General features: G+C 68.9%; 22 protein-coding genes. 12 read left to right on the forward strand and 10 right to left on the reverse strand.

Features of this window, described 5'->3' with window-relative positions; all coding sequences use genetic code 11:
* Window positions 1-132 precede the first annotated feature (132 nt).
* Window positions 133-1113 (forward strand): formylglycine-generating enzyme family protein, encoded by a 981-nt coding sequence (locus ON37_RS08565; RefSeq protein WP_040718364.1) that lies wholly within the window; start codon window positions 133-135, stop codon window positions 1111-1113.
* A gap of 145 nt (window positions 1114-1258) precedes the next feature.
* On the opposite strand, the gene ON37_RS08570 is transcribed toward ON37_RS08565, so the two are convergent.
* The 4 genes from ON37_RS08570 to ON37_RS08585 all read right to left on the reverse strand — a co-directional run bounded on the left by ON37_RS08570 (window position 1259) and on the right by ON37_RS08585 (window position 4398).
* Window positions 1259-1918 (reverse strand): GAP family protein, encoded by a 660-nt coding sequence (locus tag ON37_RS08570; protein ID WP_040718300.1) that lies wholly within the window; start codon window positions 1916-1918, stop codon window positions 1259-1261.
* Between the two features lie 239 nt (window positions 1919-2157).
* Window positions 2158-2871, reverse strand: a complete 714-nt coding sequence (locus tag ON37_RS08575) for an MBL fold metallo-hydrolase (RefSeq protein ID WP_040718301.1) — start codon at window positions 2869-2871, stop codon at window positions 2158-2160.
* A 102-nt stretch (window positions 2872-2973) separates the two neighbouring features.
* Window positions 2974-3945 (reverse strand): carbohydrate kinase family protein, encoded by a 972-nt coding sequence (locus ON37_RS08580; RefSeq protein WP_040718303.1) that lies wholly within the window; start codon window positions 3943-3945, stop codon window positions 2974-2976.
* Between the two features lie 102 nt (window positions 3946-4047).
* A complete protein-coding gene (locus ON37_RS08585) occupies window positions 4048-4398 on the reverse strand; it encodes a HesB/IscA family protein (RefSeq protein WP_040718304.1) in 351 nt (116 codons plus the stop codon).
* A gap of 312 nt (window positions 4399-4710) precedes the next feature.
* Between ON37_RS08585 and ON37_RS08590 the strand changes: the two genes are divergently transcribed.
* The 6 genes from ON37_RS08590 to ON37_RS08620 all read left to right on the forward strand — a co-directional run bounded on the left by ON37_RS08590 (window position 4711) and on the right by ON37_RS08620 (window position 12641).
* Window positions 4711-5385, forward strand: coding sequence for a DUF3043 domain-containing protein (locus tag ON37_RS08590; RefSeq protein ID WP_040718305.1), 675 nt, complete (start codon window positions 4711-4713; stop codon window positions 5383-5385).
* 176 nt (window positions 5386-5561) lie between these two features.
* Window positions 5562-7451, forward strand: coding sequence for a nicotinate-nucleotide--dimethylbenzimidazole phosphoribosyltransferase (gene cobT, locus ON37_RS08595; RefSeq protein ID WP_245553117.1), 1890 nt, complete (start codon window positions 5562-5564; stop codon window positions 7449-7451).
* 61 nt (window positions 7452-7512) lie between these two features.
* Entirely contained in the window at window positions 7513-8262 is a 750-nt protein-coding gene (locus ON37_RS08600) for an adenosylcobinamide-GDP ribazoletransferase (protein WP_040718307.1), read from the forward strand.
* A gap of 24 nt (window positions 8263-8286) precedes the next feature.
* Complete coding sequence (locus tag ON37_RS08605; protein ID WP_051031358.1) at window positions 8287-9030, forward strand: maleylpyruvate isomerase family mycothiol-dependent enzyme; 744 nt, start codon at window positions 8287-8289, stop codon at window positions 9028-9030.
* 313 nt (window positions 9031-9343) lie between these two features.
* Entirely contained in the window at window positions 9344-10585 is a 1242-nt protein-coding gene (locus ON37_RS08615; RefSeq protein WP_040718309.1) for an ATP-grasp domain-containing protein, read from the forward strand.
* Window positions 10586-10619: 34 nt separating this feature from the next.
* Window positions 10620-12641 (forward strand): hypothetical protein, encoded by a 2022-nt coding sequence (locus ON37_RS08620; protein ID WP_210741490.1) that lies wholly within the window; start codon window positions 10620-10622, stop codon window positions 12639-12641.
* Here ON37_RS08620 and ON37_RS08625 read toward each other — a convergent pair.
* From ON37_RS08625 to asnB, 3 genes are all read right to left on the reverse strand, one after another.
* Window positions 12610-14346 (reverse strand): purple acid phosphatase family protein, encoded by a 1737-nt coding sequence (locus tag ON37_RS08625; protein ID WP_083892823.1) that lies wholly within the window; start codon window positions 14344-14346, stop codon window positions 12610-12612. The two genes, ON37_RS08620 and ON37_RS08625, sit on opposite strands and share 32 nt — an antisense overlap.
* Window positions 14347-14433: 87 nt before the next feature.
* Entirely contained in the window at window positions 14434-14703 is a 270-nt protein-coding gene (locus ON37_RS08630; RefSeq protein WP_040718312.1) for a DUF2277 domain-containing protein, read from the reverse strand.
* Between the two features lie 54 nt (window positions 14704-14757).
* A complete protein-coding gene (gene asnB / locus ON37_RS08635; RefSeq protein WP_040718313.1) occupies window positions 14758-16683 on the reverse strand; it encodes an asparagine synthase (glutamine-hydrolyzing) in 1926 nt (641 codons plus the stop codon).
* A 445-nt stretch (window positions 16684-17128) separates the two neighbouring features.
* Here asnB and ctaC point away from each other — a divergent pair, with 445 nt between their 5' ends.
* Both ctaC and ON37_RS08645 read left to right on the forward strand, forming a co-directional pair.
* Window positions 17129-18127 carry an aa3-type cytochrome oxidase subunit II gene (ctaC, locus tag ON37_RS08640; RefSeq protein WP_051031359.1) on the forward strand — a complete coding sequence of 333 codons (999 nt, stop codon included), beginning with the start codon at window positions 17129-17131 and terminating at the stop codon, window positions 18125-18127.
* Between the two features lie 13 nt (window positions 18128-18140).
* Entirely contained in the window at window positions 18141-18557 is a 417-nt protein-coding gene (locus ON37_RS08645; RefSeq protein ID WP_040718314.1) for a cytochrome c oxidase subunit 4, read from the forward strand.
* A 67-nt stretch (window positions 18558-18624) separates the two neighbouring features.
* On the opposite strand, the gene ON37_RS08650 is transcribed toward ON37_RS08645, so the two are convergent.
* Window positions 18625-19908: an FAD-binding oxidoreductase gene (locus ON37_RS08650; RefSeq protein ID WP_040718315.1), complete on the reverse strand. Its 1284-nt coding sequence runs from the start codon at window positions 19906-19908 to the stop codon at window positions 18625-18627.
* Window positions 19909-20147: 239 nt separating this feature from the next.
* On the opposite strand from ON37_RS08650, the gene ON37_RS34450 reads away from it, so the two are divergent.
* Window positions 20148-20915 (forward strand): SDR family oxidoreductase, encoded by a 768-nt coding sequence (locus tag ON37_RS34450; RefSeq protein ID WP_040718316.1) that lies wholly within the window; start codon window positions 20148-20150, stop codon window positions 20913-20915.
* Here the strand turns inward: ON37_RS34450 and ON37_RS08660 are convergent.
* Window positions 20897-21679, reverse strand: a complete 783-nt coding sequence (locus ON37_RS08660; RefSeq protein WP_040718318.1) for a phosphotransferase family protein — start codon at window positions 21677-21679, stop codon at window positions 20897-20899. The two genes, ON37_RS34450 and ON37_RS08660, sit on opposite strands and share 19 nt — an antisense overlap.
* A gap of 46 nt (window positions 21680-21725) precedes the next feature.
* The gene (locus ON37_RS08665; protein WP_040718319.1) at window positions 21726-22604 is read right to left on the reverse strand and encodes a helix-turn-helix domain-containing protein; all 879 of its coding nucleotides are present in this window, start codon (window positions 22602-22604) and stop codon (window positions 21726-21728) included.
* A 181-nt stretch (window positions 22605-22785) separates the two neighbouring features.
* Here ON37_RS08665 and cysD point away from each other — a divergent pair, with 181 nt between their 5' ends.
* Both cysD and cysC read left to right on the forward strand, forming a co-directional pair.
* Window positions 22786-23691: a sulfate adenylyltransferase subunit CysD gene (cysD, locus tag ON37_RS08670; RefSeq protein ID WP_040718320.1), complete on the forward strand. Its 906-nt coding sequence runs from the start codon at window positions 22786-22788 to the stop codon at window positions 23689-23691.
* Window positions 23691-25583 carry an adenylyl-sulfate kinase gene (gene cysC, locus ON37_RS08675; RefSeq protein WP_040718322.1) on the forward strand — a complete coding sequence of 631 codons (1893 nt, stop codon included), beginning with the start codon at window positions 23691-23693 and terminating at the stop codon, window positions 25581-25583. Before cysD ends, cysC begins: the two co-directional genes overlap by 1 nt.
* Window positions 25584-25611: the final 28 nt, after the last annotated feature.

Consider the following 25611-nt stretch of genomic DNA (forward strand, 5'->3'; position numbering starts at 1 on the left):
GTCACCGCCGCTGCCGCGCACCCCGTTGCCGATACCGCCACGACCTGGCGAATCGGGCGGTACGGTCGGATCAGCGTACGGCCGGCTACCGCTGCCGGCGTTGACGTTTCGGACAGTGAGGGAGAGGAAGTCATGCCACACCGCACCGACTCCGGCACCCACCACGCCTGCTGCGCACCCGCGGCCGGAAAGAGCGCCGAATCGACCGGACACGGTTCCGATGCCGGTCGGCCGGCAGACGCGGCTCGCCGCACGGACTTCGAGACCGGGCTGGTCGCCGTGCCCGGCGGCACCTTCACCATGGGAGACGAGAGCCGCTGGGCTTATCCCGGGGACGGTGAGGGGCCGCGCCATCCGGTCACGGTCGACGCCTTCGCTATCGGCCGGTACACGGTCACCAATGCCGAGTTCGCCGCATTCGTCGCCGCCACCGGCTACCGCACCGACGCCGAGAAATACGGCTGGTCGTTCGTCTTCGCCGGATTGCTGCCGCCCGATATGCCGCCCACCCGCGCGGTGGTCAACGCCCCGTGGTGGCGGCAGGTGGAAGGCGCGGACTGGGCCCATCCGTTCGGGCCCGGCTCCGACCTCGATGCCCTGGCCGACCATCCCGTGGTCCATATCTCCTGGGAGGACGCCCAGGCCTTCTGCAACTGGTCGGGCACGCGGCTGCCCACCGAGGCGGAATGGGAATACGCCGCCCGCGCCGGATCCACCGGCCCGTTCCCCTGGGGTGAGGACTTCGAGCCGGACGGGCAGCGACGGATGAACGTCTTCACCGGCGATTTCCCCCGCACCGCACCCGGTGCGCATGTGGGCACGATGCCCGTGGACGCGTACGCGCCCAATGGATTCGGGCTCTACAACACCACCGGCAATGTCTGGGAATGGTGTTCGGACTACTTCTCCCCGGACTACTACCGGCACAGTCCCGAGACCGATCCCACCGGCCCCGATCTCGGCCGTGACCGGGTGATGCGGGGCGGATCGTATCTGTGCCACCTGTCCTACTGCCGCCGTTACCGGGTGTCGGCGCGGCAGGGCAGCGAGCCGGTTTCCTCGACGGGAAACCTCGGTTTCCGCGTGGTCGCCGATACGCCGGCCGAGCGCTGACGTTCGCGGCTCGGTTCACCCACCACGTTATGAGATGCCGGGGTGCCGCGGTTGCGCGATATCGGCGGCCTGCTTGCCCGGGTGCCGGCCATCTCGATCATGGCGTTCCTCGAGACGGTCGCGGTGGACCGGGCGGTCGCCGCGCTCAGGCCAGATTGACGATGCCGCGGATGGTGAAGAGGGCGCCGAAGACCAGCAGCACGCCGATCGACAGCACCCGAGTGTGCCGGATCATCCAGACCTTGGCCGCGTCGAGTCCGGTGCGGGCGCGCTCGCCCAGCAGCAGGTAGATGCCGATCGGGACGAGAAAATCGAGGACCGCGGCGACGAGCAGCACGATCGTCCCGACCGCTGACGCGGCGACCGAGGTGCCCGAACTGGCGATCAGGCTCATGCCCGACAGCATGATGAACAGATTCGGATTGATCACCGCCAAGGCCAGGCCCGCGATGAACGCACCACGCGGTCCGGTGTTCTCCAGCTGCGTCATCCAGCGGGGCCCGCCGCTGGACGCGGTTGTCGGCTTGCGCGCCGCGATGACGGCGCCGGCCAGCAGGAACAGCACGCCGACCACCAGCCCGGCCCAGTGCGAGGTCTGTTTCGACGTGGACTGTGGATCGCCCGCACCGCCCAGCAGCGCGGCCACCGCGATCTGGGCATAGACGAGCAGGAATGCGGCGCCGAACGCGGAGGCGTCGGCGACCGGGCGATGCGACTGCAGCAGCAGTACACACCCGGCGACGGCGCCCGGGGTGACGATCAGTCCGATCACTTCCGGAAGTAGTAGTACGAGCAGATCGCCCATCTCGACTCCTCGCCACGTCCTGGTGCTGTGCCGACTCGGATCCGCTCGTGCTCGTCCGGCGGGGTGCGCTCCCGCACGATCACGCTAGAGCGCGGACGCCGGCGTGCCGTCATACGTTGCGGGTGAGCTCGGCGGCCGAGATGCCGGGAAGGTGCGTGGGGCCGCGGAAAATTGGTGTGCGCACAGGCGAAAAGCCCTCTCGCGCAGAGCGAGAGGGCTTCGTGCGGATGCGGTTCGGCTCAGCCGGGCATGAGCATGTGCCACTGTTCCAGGGTGGTCGGGCGCATGACGTAGTTGTTCTCGCGCACCGACGACAGGGCCGCACTGGGTTCTTCGGAGTACCAGTGGCCGGGGTAGACGACCGGGTCACCGGACAGTTCGGCCAGATGACGCAGGCTGCGGAACATGGCGTCGGAATCGCCGCCGGGGAAGTCGGTGCGGCCGCAACCGTCGACGAACAGGGTGTCACCGGCGACGAGCCGGTCCTCGAACAGGAAGCACTGGCTGCCCGGAGTGTGGCCGGGGGTATGCAGGAATTCGATCTCGACGCCACCGACGGCGAGGGTGTCGCCGTGGTCGTGGCCGGTCAACTCGCTCGGGGCGATACCGGTGACGTTGGCGACCCAGGACAGTTCCTCGTGGTTGACATGCACCGGGACCTGGACCCGCTCGAGCAGTTCCTTCACCCCGCGCAGGGTGAAGCCCATCATCGTGCCGCCGACATGGTCGGGGTGGTGGTGGGTGGCCAGGACGCCGGTCAGCCGCAGACCGTCGGACTCGGCGATATCGACCAGATCACCCGCCGCGTACGCGGGATCGACCACCACGCATTCGCCGGTCTCGCGATCGCCGATCAAATACGAGAAATTGCGCATTTGCGTGGCGATCGGATCGCCGACGGCCCAATCCCGGCCCGCCAGCAGCTGACGAAAATATAAACGGTCGGATCCCATGTGCACACCCTATTGTTCGCGGGCGAACTCCGCGCATCCGGACGCAATATTGTGAATCGTCACCGGCGCGCGGGCCACCGAACGGCTCGGTCCCTCGCGGAATCAGCGCAGCAGCGCGCCGAGCTCGTCCGCCGCCTCCGGTCCGTACGCGCCGCGCAACCGTTCGAGCGCGCTCTCGCGATCCAGCGACCACTCCTGAGTGCCCACGGTCTCCAGCACGAGCACCGCGGTGAGCGAACCCAGCTGGGCGGACCGCTGCAGGCTGAGCCCGGCAATGTGCCCGGTGAGGAATCCGGCGCGGAATGCGTCCCCGACGCCGGTCGGATCGACCTGTGAAAGTTCCGGCACCACTTCGACATTCACCTCGACGCCGTCACCATCGACGATCAGCGCGCCCTTGGCACCCAGAGTCGTGACCCGAATGCCGACGCGCCGGCCGATCTCCTCGGCGGACAGGCCGGTCTTCTGCAGCAGCAGACCCCACTCGTACTCGTTGGTGAAAAGGTATGTGGCGCCGTCGATCAGGGCCAGCGCCTGGTCGCCGTCGAGCCGGGCCAGCTGTTGCGACGGATCCGCGGCGAACGGGATGCCGAGCTTGCGGCACTCCTCGGTGTGGCGCAACATCGCGTCGGGATCGTTGGCGCCCACCAAAACCAGGTCCAGCGAACGGTTTTCGGCCACTTCGGCGATCGAGATGTCGCGGGCTTCGCTCATCGCACCCGGATAGAACGACGCGATCTGGGCCATCGTCTCATCGGTGGTGCAGACGAACCGTGCGGTGTGCGCGGTCTCCGAGACGCGGACCGCCGAGCAGTCCACCCCGTGGCGCTCGAGCCATTCGCGGTATTCGCCGAAGTCGGCGCCCACCGCGCCGAGCAGCAGCGGGCTGCCACCGAGCAGACCCATCGCATACGCGATGTTGCCGCCGACACCGCCTCGGCGAATCACCAGATCGTCGACCAGGAAGCTCAGCGACACGTGCTGCAACTGATCGGCAAGCAGGACGTCGGAGAATTTCCCCGGAAATCGCATCAGATGGTCGGTCGCGATGGAAGCGGACACAGCGATGGTCACGAAGCCCGGTCCTTGTCTGTCGAGGGCGAATTCAGCTTTACCGTACCGTGTGCACGACACGGCGCGGAACCTCCGCAGAGATTCCGCGCCGTGGGGGATATGTCAGTTGAAGCTGTCGCCGCAGGCGCAGGAGCCGGTGGCGTTCGGGTTGTCGATGGTGAAACCCTGCTTCTCGATGGTGTCGACGAAGTCGATGGACGCACCCTGCACGTAGGGGGCGCTCATCCGGTCGACGGCCAGCGTGACACCGCCGAACTCGGCGGTCAGGTCACCGTCGAGGGTGCGATCGTCGAAGAACAGCTGATACCGCAGGCCCGCACAACCACCGGGCTGCACGGCGATACGCAGCGCCAGATCGTCGCGACCCTCCTGGTCCAGCAGCGCCTTGGCCTTGGCCGCGGCGGCGTCGGTCAGGATCACACCGTGGGTGGTGGTCTCGTTCTGCACAGTCATGAAGTCTCCTCGCAGACCCTCGTTACCCGTGAACGTTGTTTCCGTGAACAGCGCACGGCTCGGTAGCTGTCAACGCCACGTCGCGGGTGGCTATTCCAATCTTGCCACTGTCGGCGGCGGGGCGGGCCGGTCGGCCCCGGAAATGCTGGGTCGGGCACGGTCCGACGTGCGAATCGCCACAGCTGGGGGCGTGTCGCGGCCACAGACCGGCCGGTCGGGGCCGGTTTGGCGGTATGGGCGATATGACCGATGACACAGGCTCCGCGGAGACCGTATTTCCCGGTCGGTGTGCCATCCAATAGCCTGGTCGGCGTGAAGTTCCTGCGCCGTGGCGATGCCAGCACCACCGACGACCACGCCGACGACACCTCGGCCGCGACCGGCGGCGACTCGGCCACCGTCGCGGAGCGGCCGGCGCCCGCGCCGACCGCGGGCAAAGGCCGCCCGACGCCCAAACGCCGCGATGCCCAGGGCAGACGCCGCGGCCCGGTCGCGCCGGCGCCGCTGACCGCGAAGGAAGCCCGGGAGCGGCGCAAGGCCATGCGGGGTAACCGGGAGGAGCGCAAGGCGGCCGCCGCCGAGCGCCGGGCCGCCGCCGCGGACCGTCGCGCCCGGATGCTGGCGGGTGAGGACAAATATCTGTTGCCGCGCGATCGCGGGCCGGTGCGGGCCTACGTCCGCGATCTGGTCGACGCTCGCCGCAACCTGGTCGGGCTGTTCATGCCGCTGGCGCTGGTGCTGATCCTGACCATGTTCCTCACCCCGCAGGTGCAGGCCTACGTCACGCTGGCGATGATCGTGATGATGCTGTTCATGGTCGCGGAGGGTTTCGTGATCGGCCGCATCATCAACAAGCGGGTGCGGGAGCGGTATCCGGACGACACCACGTCGAGCTGGTCGCTGGGCTGGTACGCCTTCGTCCGCGCCTCCCAGATCCGGCGCATGCGCGCACCGAAGCCGCGGGTCTCGCCGGGCGACGCCGTCTGAGATCGGTTCCGGCGGGGCCGGCCGGGTCCCGCCTGCGTGTTGCGGGCCTGAGCACCAGCCGAGCCGTCAGGCACCGAATCCGTTCCGGGCATACGCGCTGACAGCCCGGCGGTCCGATGTGCGGCGTCGGCCAGTACGCGGGAATCGCGGTGCCGCCCGATTGGTACCGTGCTGACGTGGTGAACGATGCTGCGGGCGGCCGAGGGCTGCGAACGCTGGTGCTCGGTGGGGCGCGGTCGGGTAAATCGGCCTATGCCGAGGAGGTGGCCGGCCGCCTCGGTCCGGTGCGGTACGTGGCGACCGCGATCCTCGATCCCACCGATGCCGATTTCGTCGCTCGCGTCGCCGTCCATCGGGTGCGCCGGCCCGGTAGCTGGCGGGTGGTGGAGGACGACCCGATCACCGTCCTCGGGGAATCCGCACCGGTCACCCTGATCGACGATCTCGGCACCTGGCTGACCGCCCGACTCGACGCCCGCGCCGCCTGGGAGGCGCCACGCGGCACCGTCGGACCCGATATCGATGCCCTGGTCGCGGCCGTCACCGGCTACGCAGACCGATTGCTGATCGTGAGTCCGGAGGTCGGACTCGGTGTCGTTCCGGCGACCGCGTCGGGACGGCTGTTCCAAGACGAACTCGGCACTCTGAATCAACGCCTCGCGGCGGTATGCGACGAGGTCGTCCTCGTCGTCGCGGGCGTTCCCGTGGTGCTGAAGGCGGCGGGCACGACCGCGGAAGGTGCACTGGGCGCAGCCGCGGCTGCCGCCGGACTTTCCGCGGGGGCGGTCGCGAACGAGCGCGGAACCGGTGCTCGCGCCGTCTCGAAAGAGACCGGCCCCGAATCGGATTCGGATTCCGGCGCTGTGCCCGAAGCCGGGCCGGCCGCCGCCGAGCTGGGCGGCCGGAGTCCCTCGGAACCGGCGGTCGGCGCGACCGAGGCTGCCGCGTCGCCGACCGGACCGCGCGCGGCGGCCGCATTCGACGGCACCGTACCGGCTTTCGGGCCGGTGGCCGCGCCGGACGCGCGGATACGGGCCCAGGCCGAACAGCGGCAGTTGCAGCTGACGAAGCCGGCCGGTGCGCTCGGCCGGCTGGAGACGCTGGGCAACTGGATCGCCGCCTGCCAGGGACAGTGCCCGCCGCGGCAGTTCGAGCGTGCCCGGGTCGTGGTGTTCGCCGGCGATCACGGCGTGGCGCGACACGGGGTGTCGGCCTATCCGAGCGAGGTGACCGCCCAGATGGTCGCCAACTTCCTGTCCGGTGGGGCGGCGGTGAACGCGCTGGCGCGGCTGGCCGATGCGACGGTGCGGGTCGTCGACATCGCGGTGGACGCCGATACCGATCCCTCGGTGTCGGCCTACAAGATTCGCCGATCCAGCGGCGCCATCGACCGCGAGGACGCCCTGACCGAAGCCGAGCTGTACGCGGCGCTGGCCGCCGGCCGGGCCATCGCCGACGAGGAGATCGACGGCGGCGCAGATCTGCTGATCGCCGGCGATATGGGAATCGGCAACACCACGCCGGCAACGGTTCTCATCGCTTCCCTGACCGATACCGAACCCGTGGTGGCCGTCGGGCGCGGCACCGGCGTGGACGATGCGGGCTGGATGCGGAAGGCCTCGGCGGTGCGCGATGCCATGTGGCGGGCGCGGCCGCATCGGCAGGACCCGTTCGCGCTGCTGCGGGTGGCCGGTGGCGCCGATTTCGCGGCCACCGCCGGCTTTCTCGCGCAGGCCGCGGCCCGGCGTACCCCGGTCGTCCTGGACGGCGTGGTGGTCACGGCCGCCGCTCTGATCGCCGAGATGCTCGCGCCCGGCGCCAAGCGCTGGTGGGTCGCGGGGCACCGCTCCACCGAACCGGCGCATGCGCCGGCCTTGGCCAAGCTCGGGCTGGAACCGCTGGTCGAATTGGATATGCGCCTGGGCGAGGGTTCGGGCGCGGTGAGCGCACTACCGATCGTGCGGGCCGCGGTCGCCGCGCTGACCGAGATGGCGACCTTCGGTGAGGCGGGAGTCAGCACCTCCGATGCCGAATCCGGCTCGGCCGCAGCGGAAGTCGTGTCCTGAGCGGCCTGCCGGAACGGATGTCGCGGGCCGGTGACGGTCCCGCCCGGGCAGTGGAGCGGCTGTGAACGGGGCCGTGCGGCTGGCCGTCTCGTGGTTGACGGTGCTCCCGATCCGCGGTCCGGAATCGGTGGATCGGACGACCGCCGCGCGGGCTATCGCGCTGGCGCCGATGGTGGGGATTCTGCTCGGAGCCCCGGCAACCGGCCTGCTGTGGGTATTGCACTGGGTGGGTGCGAGTTCGAGCCTGTCCGGATTGCTGACCGTCGGGATGCTGGCGCTCGCCACCCGCGGGATGCATCTGGACGGACTGGCCGACAGCGCGGACGGTCTGGGCTGTTACGGGCCGCCCGAGCGGGCCCGCGAGATCATGAAAAGCGGCGGCGTCGGGCCGTTCGGGGTCGTGGCGCTGGTGTTCGCGATCGGGGTGCAGGCGCTGGGATTCGCCGAACTCGCCGCGCAGCAGCGGTGGTACGCGGTGGGTTTCGCGATCGCGCTGAGCCGCGTCGCCGTCGTCGTCGCCTGCCGGCACGGGTATTCGGCCGCTCCGGGCTCCGGATTCGGAACCTTGGTGGCGGGCACCCAGTCGCGAAGCACCGTGGTCGGATGGACGGCGATCGGCCTGGTGGCAGCGCTGGTCGCGGGCGGCTCGTGGTGGTGGGGGCCGGTGGCCGCCGCCGCGGCACTGCTCGGCGCGGGCATGCTGGTCCGGCACTGCGTGCGACGCTTCGGCGGGCTCAACGGCGACGTTCTGGGCGCGGCGATCGAGATGACCGTGGCCGCCGCAGTGGCACTGCTCACGCTGCCGCGGTGAGGGCGGCGCCGGTAGGTTGCCGGTGTGGACGATGCGATGTGGCGAGCAGCGTTGGTGACCGAGGGCGACCGGATCGCGGCGATTCCGCTCGCGGCGTTCGACGCACCGGTCGCCGCCTGCCCGGGATGGGATGTCGCGCGGCTCATCACCCACCTCGGCCGGATTCATCGGTGGGCCACGGCATTCCTGCGGGGCGGTGAATCGGCCGCGGCCGAAGTCGCGCGGCAGCCGCGGCCGGCCCGAACGGAACTGCCCGGGTGGTATCGCGACAGCCGCGACGAGCTGGTGCGTGCCCTGGACGAGTTGGACCCCGACGCGCCGGCCGACACCTTCGCGGGTCCCGGCACCGTGCGGTTCTGGTTGCGCCGGCAGGCCCACGAGACGGCGATGCACCGCTGGGACGCTCAGGACGCGGTGTCACCCGGCACTGCCGAGCCGATCGATCCCCGGCTGGCGGCGGACGGCGTGGACGAATGGCTCACCGTCTTCGTTCCGCGCTTCCTCGGCCGGGGTCCGGGGATTCCCGACGACCTGAGCGGCTACGCCGTGCAATTCCGGTGCACCGATATCGACGCCCCGGCCTGGACGCTGCGCCTCACGCCGCCGCTGTCGGTCGTGGAATACGGTACGGCGCAATCGGATTCGGTCGTCACCGGCAGCGCGTGCGATCTGCTGCTCACCGCCTGGCATCGGGCGGCGCCGACGCCACCCGCCGGCGCCGAGGCCGGGCAGGTCCGCCGGGTGCTGGACCTGGTGCACGTCACCTAGCGCCGGGCCGCTCGATACCATCCGAATTTGCGGTGACGCAGCGGAATACGAATTTCGTTCCCGAACGGTGAACGTCGGCCCGGACGGCGGCCGCCGCGGTTCGCCGAACGCATTGTCCCGGTTTGGAAATCGACGCCACGGGTACTCGTCGGAAATGACGGTGACACCGGATCACCGTATTCGCCGCCCGCCGACGACGCCGAGCGCACCGCGGATACTTCGCTGTCGGCAGGTTGTCGGGATCGATGTTTCGCGCGCCAGTTCGAGACCTCGACATCGATGAACCGAGGTCGAGAGGGGAGTAGGTTTGTCGATGTCGTTCCGTGACTCGAAGAACAAGAATCCGGATAAAGGCTATGTCGCCCTGTTGGGTTGGAGCCTGAGCGCCGTGGAAGCGATCGACCGTTTCGACCGGCGGTATGTGGTGGTCGCTCCGGAGTGGGCGCACGAGTATTGCAGCGAGCACGAAATACCTTATATTCCCTGGGATTTCGAACGCCTCAACGACCGGTCGATGGAAATCGCGGAGACATTGCACGCGATGGGTGTCGACGTGGCGATCCCGATCTTCGAAGAAACCGTCGAATGGGCCGGTGCGATCAATTCGGTCCTGCTCGGCAACCCCCGCCTGCTCGGGCAGGCGATGCTGTTGCGCGACAAATCGCTGATGAAGCGGCGCGCTCAGCTCGGTGGGATCCGGGTGGGCATCTTCGAGGAAGCGCACGAACGCGACGATGTGATCCGATTTCTCAAACGCGTCAATCAGACGCTGCTCAAGCTCGACGGCGATCCGAACGACCCGATCCACATCAAGGCCTTCGACAAGGCCGGCTGTCTCGGGCACCGCGTGATCCGCACCCCCGACGAGGTCGACGCGATACCGGACGACGAGTTCCCGGTTCTGATGGAATCGCACCTGGACGGCTGGGAATTCGCGGTGGAGGCGTGGATCCACGGCGGAAAGATCCGGTTCCTGAACATCTCCGAATATGTGCGGCTCGGATATTCGGTCTTCGTCCCGGCAACACCGGAGCTGGAGCGGTACCGTCCGGAGATCACCCGGCAGGTCGAAAAGTTGATCAAGACCTTCGATATCGAATTCGGTTTCGTCCATCCCGAATACTTCGTCACCAGCGACGGCGAGATGTATTTCGGCGAAGTCGCTTATCGGCCACCGGGTTTCAAGGTGTTCGAGCTTCTGGAGCGGGCCTACGGGTTCAACGCCTATCACGCCCTCGTGCTCGCCTTCGACCCGAAGACGACCGAGGAGGAGATCGAGGCGTTCTTCCCGCGGGAAGTTGTGGACGCGAAAGGTCACGCCGGATCCTTCGGGGTGTATCCGCGGCGGCGCGTGGTCAGCCGGCTCTCGATTCCGGAGGAAACCGAGGATCACGAATACTTCGATTCGCACGAACTCACCGCTCCGCTGTCGGAGAAGGTCACCAAGCGCACCGCCTTCGGAAATCACTGGGGACTGTTGTACTTCTTCGGCGAGGACCCGTACGCTCTGCGGGATCTGCTGAAGCGGCAGGAAGAACTCGACTTCTACGTATGAATCCGACTCGGCAGCACGGATTACGGGAGGGCCCTTGGTGAGTCCCATCGGCAGCGACGACGCGACCCTGGACAGACGGCTCGCCAAACTCGACGAAGCGACCCGAACCCTCGCCGCCACCAGCGATTTCGGTAAGCAGGTCACGGTGGCGAGAGTGCTGGGCGCGTTGCGGAAAGTGCTGCCGTTGCCCGGCGGCTGCGCGGCCGTACGGGCGCGGGCGCGGGAACTCGAAGCGGCCGGCCTGTTCCGTGGCACCGACTGGGCGCAGCCGCAGATTCTCATTCCCGCGCTCAGCACCGGCTCCCTGCGCAGCGCGAACGCCGACATCGTCGTGCTGGAGACGGTCAGCGATCTGCGGCTGCTGGCGGTGGCGAAGGGCGAGTACCAGCACGCCGCGATCACCGCCGACCAGGCGCTCGATCATCTGTCGCAGGTGCTCGCGATGAATCTGGCCCTGCTGTTCGGCCCGCCCAGCGAGGCCGAGCGGGAACAACAGGGACGGATGGCGCAGGTGTCGCGGGAACTGCTGCACCACCTGGTGGTCGAGATCGGTTACGAGAAGGTGCTCGAGCATCTGGTGGACGAGATCTGGCGGATCCTGCGACAGCGGCCCATCCAGGTCGATCAGGTGAAGCGAATGATCACCCAGATCGCCGTCGCCCGGGCCGATCCGGATATCGACCTGGGCGCCGGCGCGTTGGGCGCCGACCGGCTGATCAGCAGCCTCTACGGCACCACCGACGCCTGCCGGGAGGATCCGGGCGTCGAGGTCTACCGCACCCGGCTCGAGTCCATGGACGACAGCGCACTGCAGTACGAGGCAACGGGTTTCGCGCGCTCGATGCACGACACCGGACTGGTGTCGCCGTATCACGCGGTGCTGCTGCGCTATCTGCTGAGCCGAGGGGAGTATCTGCTCGGTGAGGCGCTGGGCCTGTCCAGCACCGGGCGCGATTGTCTGCTCTGCTATCACGAGCTGGTGCGCGCGCTGATCGAGCAGGCGGTGCACATCGACACCGCGCAGAGCATCTACGGTCTCGCACTGCTGCTCGAACGCGGGATCCTGTACCAACCACCGGTGGCGCCGGCGCTGTGGCGGGCATTGGCGCTGCCGCTGTCGGCCACCGCCCGGCGGCGCTTGACCGAGGTGTTCGGGACGGCACCCGATCCGCGCAACCGGCTGCTGGCGGGAATTCTGTCCATCCTGGGACAGCCGCTGGGCGTGGGGCAGGGGGACAATCCCACCTGCCAGTCCGCCCGGGCGCTGTCGATGTGGGCGTACAACGATCCGGATTATCTGTTGCAGACGGTGGCCTGGGCCGCCCGCGACGACGAGATCGTGATGCACTTCGAGGGACAGCCGATTTCCTCTCGCGAGGCCTCGGCCGGGGTCGCGACCACCCTGCCGCTCGATCTGGACCCGGTCTCGCTGCTGGTGGTCCCGCATCTGGACCGCATCTACGCCGAGATGGGGCGGCGCTGCGCGGGACGCGAGGGCGATCCGCATCGGTGGGTCAATCCGGAATTCCACGGCTGGTGGTCGGGCCGCGGGTTCCGCATCAATGTCGACGTGGCCAGCGGTCGCCTCATCGATCTGGACGAGTTCCTCCGGCACTTCTACGCCAGCTACCACCCGTTCTACAACGGCAATCAGCCGTTGATCCACCCGCAGCCCGCCGGCGTCGCCGTCACCGACAGCGCCGCTCGGTTCGTGGGCTGGCATGCCATCACGGTGCTGCGGGTGAACCTGGACCCGCAGGACGTCATGCGGGTGTATTTCTACAACCCCAACAACGACAGCGGCCAGGACTGGGGGGACGGCGTGGTCGTGGGCACCGCCGGACACGGGGAGCGGTTCGGCGAGGGGTCGCTGCCGTTCGAGCAGTTCGCCTCACGGCTCTACATCTTCCACTTCGATCCGCTCGAGCGCGGCGAACTCGCGTCGGTCGACCGCGCGGAGCTGGATCGCGTGGTCGGCTACATTCATCGCAGTTGGGGCGCGGACCGGCTCCCGGAGCCGGCGGTCACCGATCCGAGCGGGGACGGGTCAGCGTGAACGCGTCGACCACCTTCAATTCGCCGGGCCCGTTGAGCGCGTAGTAGGTGGCGCTGATCGTCGTGTTCCCGCCCGGCGTGCCCGGATCGACGTCGAAGGCGCAGAAGCCGTACGGATTCTCCGGGTCCTTGAACGCCGACCACGCCGCCTGCTCCATCACGTAGATCGGCGTCTTCCTCCCGGTGACCGGATCCGGGGCGCCGACGCCGGTGATCACCCGGCCCTGCCGATCGGGGAAGAACAGGGTGTTGGACGGGGCCGAGGTGCCGCCGCCGCCGATCACCACATGGACGGTGCCCCGGGTGGTGTCGATGATCTCGGTCGGACGGCCGGTGGCCGTCGCCGGGCCCAGTTCGACCGCGTTCGGCACCGGGTTCGGGGTGAGCGTATCGGTGCCCAGCACGCCCCGAACGGGATAGGAACGCTCGTAATGGTGTTCGTGTCCGCACAGCACGAGATCGACCTGATAGCGGTCGAACAACGGCAACCACTGCTCCCGGATCGCTCGGTCGGAACCGTTGGCCCGGTCGGCGGAGGAGATTGCGGTCTGATGCATGAAGACCACGATCCAGTCGATGTCGCGATCGGTGCGGGCCGCCGCCAATTCCGTTTCCAGCCAGCGCTTCTGCGCGCCACCGGAATAACCGCGGACATAGCTGTTGCCGCCGTCCTGGTAACAGATGTCGTCGTTGGCCAGGGCGATCACCCGCACCCCGCCCACCGTGAACGCGTACCACAGGCCGCGGGCGAAATCCTCGGCGCCGTTGTCCGGCACCGTGAAATAGGTTTGGAAGGCGGCATATCCGATCGGACCGTTGCCGCGTTCGTTCTCGTGGTTGCCGGGCGCGGGCATCCAGGGGCGGTGCCGGGCGGAGCGAGAGTTGTTGGCCCACCAGTCGTTCCAGGTGCGGATCCGGTCGGTGGCGAGATTGGCGTAGCAGAGGTCGCCGTTGACCAGGTTGAACAGCGGGGCGAGCCGTTCGATCCCGGCGGTGACGTCCCCGGCGAACGGTGAGCCCAGGTTGTCGTTGACGTAGCGGCCGTTGTCGAGCCGGCCGAGTGTGGGCGTGCCCTGATCGCCGAAGCTGGTGAAGCGGAACGCCGCGCGGCCCGCCGGCGCGGTGCGCAGCGTGCCGAATTCGCTTGTCGCGCCGTCGTGTCCGGCCGCGTAGACGTAATCGGTGGCCGGGGTGAGTCCCGTCAGCACCGCATGGTGGGTGTAGACCTCCCGGCCCGAGGCGGCATCCCGATACACCCGCGTGCGCGCCGCAACCGTACTGCCGAATCCGGCGGACGCCGGACCGAATCGGACCACCGGATTGCGCACCGAACCACTGCTGTGCCAGCTCACCACGGCTTCCCGCGCGGCATCCGAGCCGAACTGCAGATGCAGGCCGGTGACCGGGGGTGCGGCCACCCGGCCGGGGCCCACCACCAGATCCGGTGCGACCGAACGCAGGTCGTGCGCGCCGGCGGAACCGTCGTCGTGGACCGCGGCCGTGGCACCCGCGCCCACGGCCAGTCCGGCGAGCGCCGCCGCTCCGGACGCGCCGAACAACCAGCGACGGCTCACGGCCCGGGGCCGCTGGTCGGAAACGTGAACGTCCGTGCTCGCGGGGCCGGTCACCTCCGCGCTGCTGCCCGACGGGCGCGGATCCCCTTCGGTTTCGCCCTGATTCGGCTCCGATACGCCGTACTCGCTCATGCCCTCAGCTAACCCGGTCCGGGTTCAGGAAGTGGGACAGGGTGGCCAACGCGAGGTGAATCGCCGGACCGGCGGCGCCGGGGACCGTCAACCGCGCGCCGCGATGCGGGCCCGGACCTCCGGCCGCCGCAGCGGCGGCACCGTCTTCGGTGGCACCTTGCGGTCGGGGAGGGTGGCCAGCAGGCGCGTGGTGGCGGCCGCGATCTCGGCCACCGCCTCGTCCACGGCGGGACGCATCCCGGCGGAGATACTGGTCAGCCCGCCGACCTTCCGGACGTACTGCAGGGCGGCCGCCTCGATCTCCTCGGGCGTGGCCGCCGGTTCGAGCCCGCGCAGGGCGGTGATGTTTCGGCACATGCCTACGAGGCTAGGCCTTTGCCGCGACCGGCGCGGGACTCGCGGCACATGCGCCTACAGCCGCACCGGATACGTCGGCTCCTGAATCGTCGGCTTGATCCGGTCCTCGACGAAGATGCCGTGCCAGATCATGAACACCAGCAGGGTCCACAGGCGGCGGCTGTGATCGCCGTTGCCCGCCCGATGCGCCTCCAGCATCGCCTTGATCGCGGCCTTGTCCAGCAGGTGGTCGGTCTGCGATTCGGCGATCTGGGTGGCCGCCCAGTCGTAGAGTTCCGGGCCGCGCAGCCAGTGCCGCAGCGGGACCGGAAAGCCCAGCTTGGGGCGGTGCAGCACATGCGCCGGCACGATTGTCTCCAGCGCGCGCCGCAGCGCGTACTTGGTGGTCTCCTTGGTGATCTTCTGCTGGTACGGGATCTGCTCGGCGACCGCGAACACCTCCGAATCCAGGAACGGCACCCGCAGTTCCAGCGAATTCGCCATCGTCATCTTGTCGGCCTTGACCAGGATGTCGCCACGCAACCAGGTGAACAGGTCGAGGTGCTGCATCCGCGCCACCGGATCCCAGCCGCGCGATTGCGCGTAGATCGGCGCGGTCACGTCCCGATGGGTCCACTCCGGCCGGAAGTCGCGCAGGACCGCACGCAGCTGGGCGTCGTTGAAGCTGCGGGCATTGCCGTAGTAGCGCTCCTCCAGGCTCAGCGACCCGCGGTGCAGCAGGCTCTTGCCGCGGGTGCCGTCGGGGATCCGATCCGAGAGTTTGCCCGCCAGCCGCCGCACCCCCTTCGGCAGATATTCGAAGGGTTTGAGCGACAACGGCTCCCGATAGATGGTGTAGCCGCCGAACAATTCGTCCGAACCCTCACCCGAGAGCACCACCTTGACGTGCTTGCGGGCCTCCTGGGCGACGAAATACAGGGGCACCAGCGCCGGATCGGCCACCGGATCGTCGAGGTACCAGACGATTTCGGGGATCGCGCCGGCGAACTCCTCCGGGCTGACGGTCCGGATGAAATGCTTCGCGCCGATCGCCTCGGCGGTCTCGGCCGCCACATCGGCCTCCGAATAACCCTCCCGTTCGAAGGCGGAGGTGAAGGTCAGCAGGTTCGGATTGTGCCGGATGGCCAGGGCCGCGATCGCGGTCGAGTCGATGCCTCCGGACAGGAACGCGCCGACGGTGACATCGGCCCGCATGTGCTTGGCGACCGAATCCTCGAGCACGGCCGCGATCTCGCGGTAGCGGGCCTCCTCGGATCCGGCCGCGAACGGGCGCACCCGGAAGTCCGGACGGAAGTAGCGGGTCACCTCCGGTTCGCCGCCGGGGCGCAGGACCGCGTAGCACCCGGACTCGAGGCGGCGGATGTTCGCGTGCAGCGATTCCGGCTCGGGCACGTACTGCAGCACGGTGTAGTGCTCGAGCGCGCGCGGATCCAGCTCGTCGGACAGCTGCAACGCCGGCAGCAGTTCCAGCAGGCTCTTCTTCTCGCTGGCGTAGGCGGTACCACCCGGGCCGGTGGCCAGGAACAGCGGCTTGATGCCGAACGGGTCGCGGGCCAGTACCAGCTGCCGCGTTTCGGTGTCCCAGATCGCGAAGGCGAACATCCCGCGCAGCTTGGAGATGGCCGCGGTGCCCCAGTGGTGATAGGCCGCGACGATCGCCTCGCCGTCGCCCTCGGTGCGGAACTGCGCGCCGAATTCCTCGCGGAGCTGCGCGCGCAACTCCAGGTAGTTGTAGATCTCACCGTTGAACGCCAGCGCATAACGCTGCGGACTCTCCGGCGGACCCCAGCGCAGCGGCTGATGCGAATGCTCGATATCGATGATCGACAGCCGGTTGAAGCCCAGGATGATGTGCTCGTCGTGCCAGGTACCTCGCTCGTCCGGGCCGCGATGGCGCCCGCACTGCAAGGCGTCGTACACCTGCTGCACGACGGAGTCGGTGGCCACATCGGCGGTCAGAAATCCCAGCAGTCCACACACTGCGTCGAGAACCTCGTTTCCGGATCGGGTACGCGGAGAACATTCGAAACCAGTCCCCGAGTATGCCGCACCGCGGGCCGTGCCGTCGCCTCAGCGCACAGCGGTCCCGCCCGTCGGCGCCCGCACTCACCCCGGGGCGGAGCGAGGGGGCCGATACACCCGGTGGCCGGTGTGTCGAAAGCGACCCGGGCACAACGCGGGAGCCGGTTTGGTCTACGCTGCGTAGTACTCGGGAACTCTCGTGGTCGGCCGTGCGTTCTGTGCGGCACACGCAAAGGTCCCGAACGTGCTGAAAACGTGCCGCCCGGCCTCCGGGCAGCACCGTGTCGGATGGACGACCAGGAAGGCGTTGAGCGTGGCGCACAAGGCGAGCGAAGCGATAGGGGCACGACCCGCCCGGGTACGGCGGGGCCGCATCCTTCGGCGGGCCGGGCTTGCGGTGTCCATGGGGATCACCGTGATGCTCGTCTCGGGCTGCTCGATCGACAATCCCGTGCTTCGGTTCGGCTGGCCCACGGGTGTGACCCCGCAGGCGACCCGGATGCGGGAACTGTGGACGTGGTCGGTCGTCGCCGCCCTGGCGATGGGTGTGCTGGTCTGGGGTCTGACGTTCTGGACCGTGGCCTTCCACCGCAAGAAGAAGACCTCCCCGGAGTTCCCGCGGCAGACCGGGTACAACGTGCCCCTGGAGCTGACCTACACGGCGATTCCGTTCGTCATCATCGCGGTGCTGTTCTACTTCACCGTGGTCGTGCAGAACTACGTGCACGAGAAGACCTCGAATCCGGACGTGGTCGTGGACGTGACCGCCTTCCAGTGGAACTGGAAGTTCGGCTACCAGAAGGTCGTCGGCCAGAACGGCCAGGTCTACAACGGTGTCGACGAGACCCGCCAGGCGATGAACGACCAGATCAAAGAGGAGTACAAGGAGCGGAAGGCCGACGGCCACCCGCAGCCGGGCCCGGTGCACGGTCTGCCCGCCAACGACATCTCCTACCTGCACTACGACAAGGTCGAGACCGTCGGTTCCTCCGACCAGATCCCGGTGCTGGTGCTGCCGACCAACAAGGTCGTGGAATTCCAGCTGGCCTCCGCCGACGTCATCCACTCCTTCTGGGTGCCGGAGTTCCTGTTCAAGCGCGACGTGATGCCGAACCCGAAGGAAAACCACTCCGACAACACCTTCCAGATCACCAAGATCGAGCACGAGGGTGCTTTCGTGGGCCGCTGCGCGGAGATGTGCGGTACCTTCCACTCGATGATGAACTTCGAGGTGCGCGCCGTGACGCCGGAGAAGTTCGACAAGTACATCGCCGCCCGCGAGGCGGGTAAGACCAATGCCGAGGCGCTGTCGAGCATCGGCGAGTCGCCGGTCGCGACCACCACGCACCCGTTCGACACCCGTCGCACCGCGCGCGAAGCCAGCCAGGCCGAGAGCAAGTAAGGACTGAACTGACATGAAGGTCGAAGCACGCATCTTCGAGCTGCTCACGGTGTTCTTCATCATCGTGGCAGTGGTCTACGGATTCTTCACCGGCCAGTCCCGCACCGGCGTCGAGTGGGCGGGTACGACCGCCATCGTGCTGACCGCCGGTCTGACCCTGATCGTCGGCACCTACTTCCGCTTCGTGGCGCGCCGCCTGGATCTGCGCCCCGAGGACTACGAGGAGGCCGAGATCGTGGACGGCGCCGGCGACCTGGGCTTCTTCTCGCCCGGTAGCTTCTGGCCCATCCTGCTGGCCGGTTCCGCCTCGGTCACCGCGATCGGGTTCGCGTTCTTCCAGTACTGGCTGATCGCCATCGGCGTGCTGTGCGTGCTCGCCTCGGTCGCCGGTCTGGTGTTCGAGTACCACCTCGGACCCGAGAAGCACTGAGCCCCCGAACGACAACGGCGCCCCGGTCTCGACCGGGGCGCCGTTTTTCGTTGCGTCGAAGCGGGGGTCACTCCCCGGTGTGATAGCGGCGGGCGCGTTCGGATCGGCAGATGTCGTCGATGCCGGCGGTGACGTCGCGCAGGAGTTCCGGGGCTCCGGACCGGCCGGTGTAGCTGCCGGTGGGGCGCAGACGGCAGGTGAAGGTGATGAAGCCGTGGTCCTCGCCGGCGGATTCGTGCAGATACGGCGAGCGCACCCCGTAGGTCATGGCGGAGATGACCGTGAAGGCGCCGCTGCGTTCGCGGTGCTCGGCGAACAGGTCGTGCAGGCGGTGGAAGACCGTGCTGTAGCTCGACAGCGGCGCGAACACCGCCACCCGGTAGGCCGGTCCGCGTTCGGAGGAACTGATCACCGTGTCGGCCAGATATTCGGCATCGCGCAGGGTGAGCACCTTCGGTGCGAACATCAGCGCACCGGCGGCCGCGTTGCGCACCGGCATTCCGGCCCGGCCGCCGGCCGCGGACGCGATGGCGCCCAGCGACTTTCGCGCGCGGGTACCCAGTTCGCGGCGGGCGCGCAGCGACGGCGTGGCGGTGGTCGGATGCAGGCTGGACCACTGGCCGAAGCGGACCGTGCCGAGCTGGATGTTCCCGGTGCCGACCGGGCGGGACACGCGCAGCGGGGCGGTGTCGACCCACCGGCCGACCTGCAGCAGCGCATCGCCCGGGCGGGTGATCTCCGCGTGCGAATGTTCGACGAAGGTGTCGAAGTCGAGGAAGCGGTGGGCGTCGGAGGTGAGCCAGGTGTGATCCTTGTCGACCTCGATGGCCTGCAGCGTCAGGGCCGTGATGATGCCGCTGCGGCCGGCCCCGCCGAGGATGCGGCGGAAGCGGTCGGCGTGATGGGTGCGCCCGCAGGTGCCGAATCTGCCCTCGGGATCGACGTATTCGAGGGCGACCACGTTGTCGCTGAACATGCCGTAGCGATGTGAGGCCGCGCTGAGCCCGCCGACGGCCGCGAAACCGCCGGCCGTGATCTCGCGATGGTCGCCGACGATCGGCAGGCCCAGGCCGTGCGCGGCCAGGGTGCGGTCGATATCGGACAGCCGTGCACCGGCCTGCACGCGCACCAGACGCGCGTCCGCGTCCACGGCCTGTACCCGGTTCATCCGGCGCAGCGACAGCACGATGCGGCGGTCGGGCGGGCCGGGTTCGTCGTCGAGCTGCTCGCTGCTGTGCTCGCCGCCGCGGACGGTCAGCGGTTGCGGTCGTGAATCACGCACTGTGCGAACGACATCCGCGGTGTCGCGGGGCAGATATTCCTCCGGCAGAGCAGCGAGGGTGGTACTCATGGCCTCAAAGCTAACCACAGTAGCGGCGCTACGTCTGCACCGAGATTTGCGCGGCCGGTACCGGGCGGTGACGGCTCGGCGCACCCCGGGACTTTCCTGGAAACCTCGGCGAAAATGCGGGAAAACCGCCTGATTCGGCGCGGTTTGCACGATCGGTTCGGCATCGATCCGGTGTCCCCCGATGTGACATCCGCGATGGGTTCTTGCCCGGACCGGTGGCACGGAGTTGGGTGGAGCCCATGAGCACAGTGCTGGTGACCGGCGGGACGGGTGCGCTCGGGCGGCAGATCGTGGATCGGCTGCGGGTGCGTGGGCATGAGGTGCGGGTGTTGTCGCGGCGGCCCGGAGCGGGAACCCATGTGGGGGATCTGGCGACCGGGGCCGGTGTGCCGGCCGCGGCCGACGGCGCGGAGCTGATCGTCCACGCGGCGTCGGATTCGCGCCGCTTCGGAAAGCCGGACATCGATCAGACGCGCAATCTGCTCGCGGCGGCCGGGGGAGCGCGGCAGCTGCTGTACGTTTCGATCGTCGGGATCGACCGCATTCCGTTCCGGTACTACCGCAACAAGCTGGCCTGCGAGGAGCTGATCACCGGCAGCGCGCTGCCGCACACCATCCTGCGCGCCACCCAGTTCCACGACCTGCTCGCCGCGGTCCTGTCCGGTGTGCAGCGGCTGCCGATCGCTGCGCTGCCGTTGGATTTCCGGTTCCAGCCGGTGGCGACCGAGGATGTCGCCGTCCGCATCGCCGATCTGGTCGAGGGCGAACCACGCGGGCGCGCAGCCGATTTCGGTGGGCCGCAGGTGCACACGCTGGCGGAACTGACCGAGATCTGGCGGCAGCAGCACGGCCGGCCGCGCCGGACGCTCCCGCTCCGGTTGCCCGGTGCGGTCGCCCGGGGCTTCCGGGCCGGCGACAACACCTGCCCCGACCATGCCGACGGAACTCGGACGTGGGCCGACTACGTCGCCGCGGATCCCGGTCCCAGTTATCGCTTGCGCGGCTGATCCACGGGCGACAGGCGCTCCCGTAGGCCGGTCAGCCCGCTGCGGACGTAGTCGTCCACACCGGTGTCGAGGCCGTGGATCACCTCGTGCCAGGGCCCGAGCCGATGCCACACCGAAGCCCGCCGGCGGAGTTCGTCGGTGACGCGGTACGCGGTTGCCACGGCCGCCGCGAACTCGGCCGGCGTGCCGTGCAGCGCCCAGGCCAGGTCGACGGCCGGATCGCCGATGTGCACATCACCGAAATCGATGACCCCGCTGACCCGGCCGGCGTCGACGAGGATGTGTTCGGGACCGAGATCTCCGTGCACGAGCGTATCGGCGGGAAGATCGCGGGCCGCCGCGAGCAGAGCCGTCGCGGCGGCCCGGTCCGGCCGCGGCAGTAACGGCACGACGTCGACACGAAACCGATCGAGAGTCTCGGCCCGGGTGCGGTGCGTCTCGGCTGGGGGTGCCGCTGCGTGCTCGACCGCCGTCGCGGCCGGGCAGTCGTGCAGGGCGCGCAGAAATCGGCCGATCGCGAATCCCGCTCGGGCGTCCGGTGATTCCAGGGCGCGTCCCGGAACGAGGGCATGCCGAACGACGAGTGGATCGTGCCCGGCGACCTCGGGAACCGGCACCGGGAGCGGCAGCCGGGGCGCCAGCCACGGCATCAACCGGGTTTCGCGGAGCAGTTGTTCGGCGACGTCCGGGCGCCGGGGCCGCCGTTCGACCCAGCGGCCGCCCACCAGGGTTGCGACGGTGTCCCAGCCTTCGGCGAATTCCATTCCCTCACGGTAACGGCGTCGTGGCGGGGAATCGCGCCGCACCCGTTCAGTTCTCGCTCGTGGCCTCGGTGATCCGGGCGGCGGTCGCGGTGATCGCCGCGCCCAGTTCGGTGAGCCGGTGCGCCGACAGGCGGGTATCGGGACAGGCCACCACGGAAGCGACGACCCGTCCGGCCGCGAAGATCGGGGCGGCGACGGTGACGACCGCGTTCTCGGTCCCCAACTCGTCGGGCAGGTAGTCGATGGTGATCAGGTCGGTGATCATGCTGCCGAGCCGGTTGCGCAGCGGATCGGTGACCGGCGAATGGCGCAGGGCCGCAAGCGCTTCGAGGATCGGCGCGGATTCGTCGGCGAGACGTTCCACGGAATAACCGCGGGCCCGGACCGCGTCGAGCACCGCGAGCAACCGGTCCCGGTGGGCCGGGTCGGCGTCGGCCAGCCAGCGTTCGCGTTCCTCGGCGGGCGCCCAGGCGATGAATTCGCGCGCCACCGGTGGGGCGAGGGGCAGCCGCCGTCCCTGCCTGATCCATCCGACGGTGGGGGTGCCCGCGGTTTCGGTGACTAGGATGGAGCCGCCGTCGCGTTCGGCGAGGAAGATCGGAAAACCCTGGGCGGCAACGAAATCCCGCATCGGTGCCAGCGCCAGGCGGCGCAGGGGGAAGGCGGCTTCGGCGCGTCTCGCGACGGCGAGCAAGCCCAATCCGAGGCCGAAGTTGCCGTCGATATCGCGCACGGTCCAGCCGTCGGCGGTGAGCTGCGTGAGAACCGCATGCGCGGTCGCGCGGGACAGTCCGGTTTCGCGGACGATGCGCGCGAGCGAGAGGTGGTCGAGGGGGCGGCGAGACAGCAGCTCGATCACCCGCACCACGCGATGGGTCGGTGGGGAACCGGCGGAGGTGGCGGGGGTGTCGGTGCTCTCGGTCATGCGCTCTTCCTGGGGTGGTGGGAGTCCGAGGTGGGGAGACGGGCGTGGCCACGCACGGCCTCTTGACCGACGCGCAGTTTCCCGCCTATCGTCGGTGTCACAATATCGAACGATAGCGTCGAATATTCGACAACGCAACCCGAGGGGAAGCGAGCGAATCGACGCGGACAAGGCGACTGTGATGCGGACGGGATACGAGCTGTCGCATCTGTCGGCCCTCGAGGCCGAATCGGTGCACATCTTCCGGGAGGTGGCGGCCACCTTCGAACGACCGGTGCTGCTGTTCTCCGGCGGCAAGGACTCGGCGGTGATGCTGGAGCTGGCGCGCAAGGCCTTCTGGCCGGCGCCGCTGCCGTTCCCGCTGCTGCACGTCGACACCGGGCACAACTTCGACGAGGTGATCGACTTCCGTGATCGCACGGCGGCGCGGCTCGGCGCGCGGCTGCTGGTGGCGCGGGTGCAGGACGATATCGACGCCGGGCGGGTGACCGAGCGGCCGGGGGAGAGCCGGAACCGGTTGCAGACCACCACATTGCTGCGCGCGATCGCCGACCATCGCTTCGACGCCGTCTTCGGCGGGGCGCGCCGCGACGAGGAGAAGGCGCGCGCCAAGGAGCGGGTGTTCAGCTTCCGAGACGAATTCGGCGCCTGGGAGCCACGCGCGCAGCGGCCGGAGGTCTGGAACCTCTACAACGGCAAACACCGTGCGGGCCAGCACATCCGGGTGTTCCCGCTGTCGAACTGGACCGAACTCGACATCTGGGAGTACATCGACCGCGAGGCGGTGGAACTGCCGTCGCTGTACTACGCGCACCGCCGTCCGGTCTTCCGGCGCGACGGGATGTTGCTGGCCGCCAATCCCTTCCTGACTCCGGGCCCGGACGAACCGGTGTTCGAGACGACGGTGCGGTTCCGCACCGTGGGCGATGCCACCTGCACCGGCTGCATCGAGAGCGAGGCCGACAATCCGGCGGCCGTGATCGCCGAAACCGCGATCACCCGGCTCACCGAGCGCGGCGCCACCCGCGCCGACGACCGCATCTCCGAATCCGGGATGGAAGACCGCAAGCGGGAGGGCTACTTCTGATGAGCCGCAATCTGTTACGTCTCGCGACCGCGGGCAGCGTCGACGACGGCAAATCCACCCTGATCGGCCGTCTGCTCTACGATTCCAAGAGCCTGTTCTCCGATCAGCTGGCCGCCATCGAGCGCGCCAGCGCGCAACGCGGCGATGCCGCGACGGATCTCGCGCTGGTGACCGACGGCCTGCGCGCCGAGCGGGAACAGGGCATCACCATCGACGTGGCCTACCGCTACTTCACCACCCCGCGCCGCAAATTCATCATCGCCGACACTCCCGGTCACGTGCAGTACACGCGGAACATGGTGACCGGCGCGTCCACCGCGGATCTGGCGTTGATCCTGGTCGACGCGCGTAAGGGTGTGGTCGAGCAGACCCGTCGTCACGCGTTCCTGGCCTCGCTACTCGGGGTGCCGCACCTGGTGGTGTGCGTGAACAAGATGGATCTGGTGGACTGGTCGGCCGCGCGGTTCGACGAGATCCGGGAGGAATTCGCCGATTTCGCGGCGAAACTGACCGTCGGCGACCTGAGTTTCGTCCCGGTCTCCGCACTGCACGGCGACAACGTGGTGACCGGCTCCGAGCACACCCCGTGGTACCCCGGACCGCCGCTGCTGCGGCATCTGGAACTGGTCCATATCGCCTCCGACCGCAACCTGATCGACGCCCGGTTGCCGGTGCAATACGTGATCCGCCCGCACGGTAGTGCTGCGGGGGACGCCGATTCCGCGCAGCGCAGCTATGCCGGGACCATCGCCGGTGGCATCTTCAAACCGGGCGACGACGTGGTGGTTCTGCCCTCGGGTCGCGCGGCGCGGGTCGCGCGGATCTGGGGTCCGGGCGGCACCAAGATCGACGAGGCGTTCACCGGGATGGCGGTGTCGGTGGAACTCGACAGCGAGGTGGACGTCGGCCGCGGCGATATGCTCGCCCGCCCGGGCAATCGGCCGCATATCGCGACCGAGGTGGACGCGATGGTGTGCTGGTTCTCCGACAACACCGAACTGCGGCCCGGCGCGCGCTACAGCATCCGCACCGCCGCCCAGACCACCCGGGTGCGCGTGGACCGGCTCGACTATCGCCTCGACGTCAATACGCTGCACCGCCTCACCGACGCGGATGCCTTGGCGCTCAACGACATCGGCCGCCTCACCCTGCGCAGCCAGCGCCCGCTGATGGTCGACAGCTATCGTGACAATCGCCGCACCGGCAGTTTCATCCTGATCGACGAGGACACCGATCAGACCGTGGCCGCGGGCATGATCCTGGCCCGTGACACCGGGCCGGAGTCGGTGCCGGACGCCTCGGCTGCCCCGGCGGTGGTTCGCGAGGACGTGGTCTGGCACAGCTCGTCGGTGGGGCGCGGCCAGCGTCCGCACGCCGGGGCGACGGTGTGGCTGACGGGCCTCTCCGGCTCCGGAAAGTCCACGATCGCTGTGGAATTGGAGCGTCAGCTGGTGGCCGCCGGCCGGCCCGCCTACCGGCTCGACGGCGACAATCTGCGGCACGGACTCAACGCCGATCTCGGTTTCACCGACGAGGACCGGCGCGAGAACATCCGCCGGGTGGCCCAGGTGGCCTCGCTGTTCGCCGACGCGGGTCTGATCGCCATCGTCTCGGTGATCAGCCCGTTCGCCGACCAGCGCGCCCAAGCGCGTGCGGTGCACGCCGCGAGCGGTTTGGACTTCCACGAGATCTTCGTCGACACCCCGCTGGAGGTGTGCGAGCGCCGGGACCCGAAGGGGCTGTACGCCAAGGCCCGCGCGGGCCGGCTGCCGGAGTTCACCGGTATCGACTCACCCTACGAACGTCCCGAACACGCCGAGCTCGTGATCACCCCCGACCACGGCTCACCCGCCGACATCGCCGCGCTGATCCGGCGCGAACTGAGACTCTGAACCGCAGATCCGCCACGACACACAAGGA

This window comes from Nocardia veterana NBRC 100344 (assembly GCF_000308855.1).
Taxonomy (GTDB): Bacteria; Actinomycetota; Actinomycetes; order Mycobacteriales; family Mycobacteriaceae; genus Nocardia; species Nocardia veterana.

What these genes read in the sequence shown, in the direction of transcription:
- ON37_RS08570 (WP_040718300.1), bottom strand. Translation starts at nt 1,918, where the DNA reads ATGGGCGATCTGCTCGTACTACTACTTCCGGAAGTGATCGGACTGATC.
- ON37_RS08625 (WP_083892823.1), bottom strand. Translation starts at nt 14,346, where the DNA reads ATGAGCGAGTACGGCGTATCGGAGCCGAATCAGGGCGAAACCGAAGGG.
- ON37_RS34450 (WP_040718316.1), top strand. Translation starts at nt 20,148, where the DNA reads ATGAGCACAGTGCTGGTGACCGGCGGGACGGGTGCGCTCGGGCGGCAG.
- cysC (WP_040718322.1), top strand. Translation starts at nt 23,691, where the DNA reads ATGAGCCGCAATCTGTTACGTCTCGCGACCGCGGGCAGCGTCGACGAC.
- ON37_RS08665 (WP_040718319.1), bottom strand. Translation starts at nt 22,604, where the DNA reads ATGACCGAGAGCACCGACACCCCCGCCACCTCCGCCGGTTCCCCACCG.
- ON37_RS08660 (WP_040718318.1), bottom strand. Translation starts at nt 21,679, where the DNA reads ATGGAATTCGCCGAAGGCTGGGACACCGTCGCAACCCTGGTGGGCGGC.
- ctaC (WP_051031359.1), top strand. Translation starts at nt 17,129, where the DNA reads ATGGGGATCACCGTGATGCTCGTCTCGGGCTGCTCGATCGACAATCCC.
- ON37_RS08650 (WP_040718315.1), bottom strand. Translation starts at nt 19,908, where the DNA reads ATGAGTACCACCCTCGCTGCTCTGCCGGAGGAATATCTGCCCCGCGAC.
- ON37_RS08575 (WP_040718301.1), bottom strand. Translation starts at nt 2,871, where the DNA reads ATGGGATCCGACCGTTTATATTTTCGTCAGCTGCTGGCGGGCCGGGAT.
- cysD (WP_040718320.1), top strand. Translation starts at nt 22,786, where the DNA reads ATGCGGACGGGATACGAGCTGTCGCATCTGTCGGCCCTCGAGGCCGAA.
- ON37_RS08615 (WP_040718309.1), top strand. Translation starts at nt 9,344, where the DNA reads ATGTCGTTCCGTGACTCGAAGAACAAGAATCCGGATAAAGGCTATGTC.
- ON37_RS08630 (WP_040718312.1), bottom strand. Translation starts at nt 14,703, where the DNA reads ATGTGCCGAAACATCACCGCCCTGCGCGGGCTCGAACCGGCGGCCACG.
- ON37_RS08645 (WP_040718314.1), top strand. Translation starts at nt 18,141, where the DNA reads ATGAAGGTCGAAGCACGCATCTTCGAGCTGCTCACGGTGTTCTTCATC.
- ON37_RS08585 (WP_040718304.1), bottom strand. Translation starts at nt 4,398, where the DNA reads ATGACTGTGCAGAACGAGACCACCACCCACGGTGTGATCCTGACCGAC.
- ON37_RS08565 (WP_040718364.1), top strand. Translation starts at nt 133, where the DNA reads ATGCCACACCGCACCGACTCCGGCACCCACCACGCCTGCTGCGCACCC.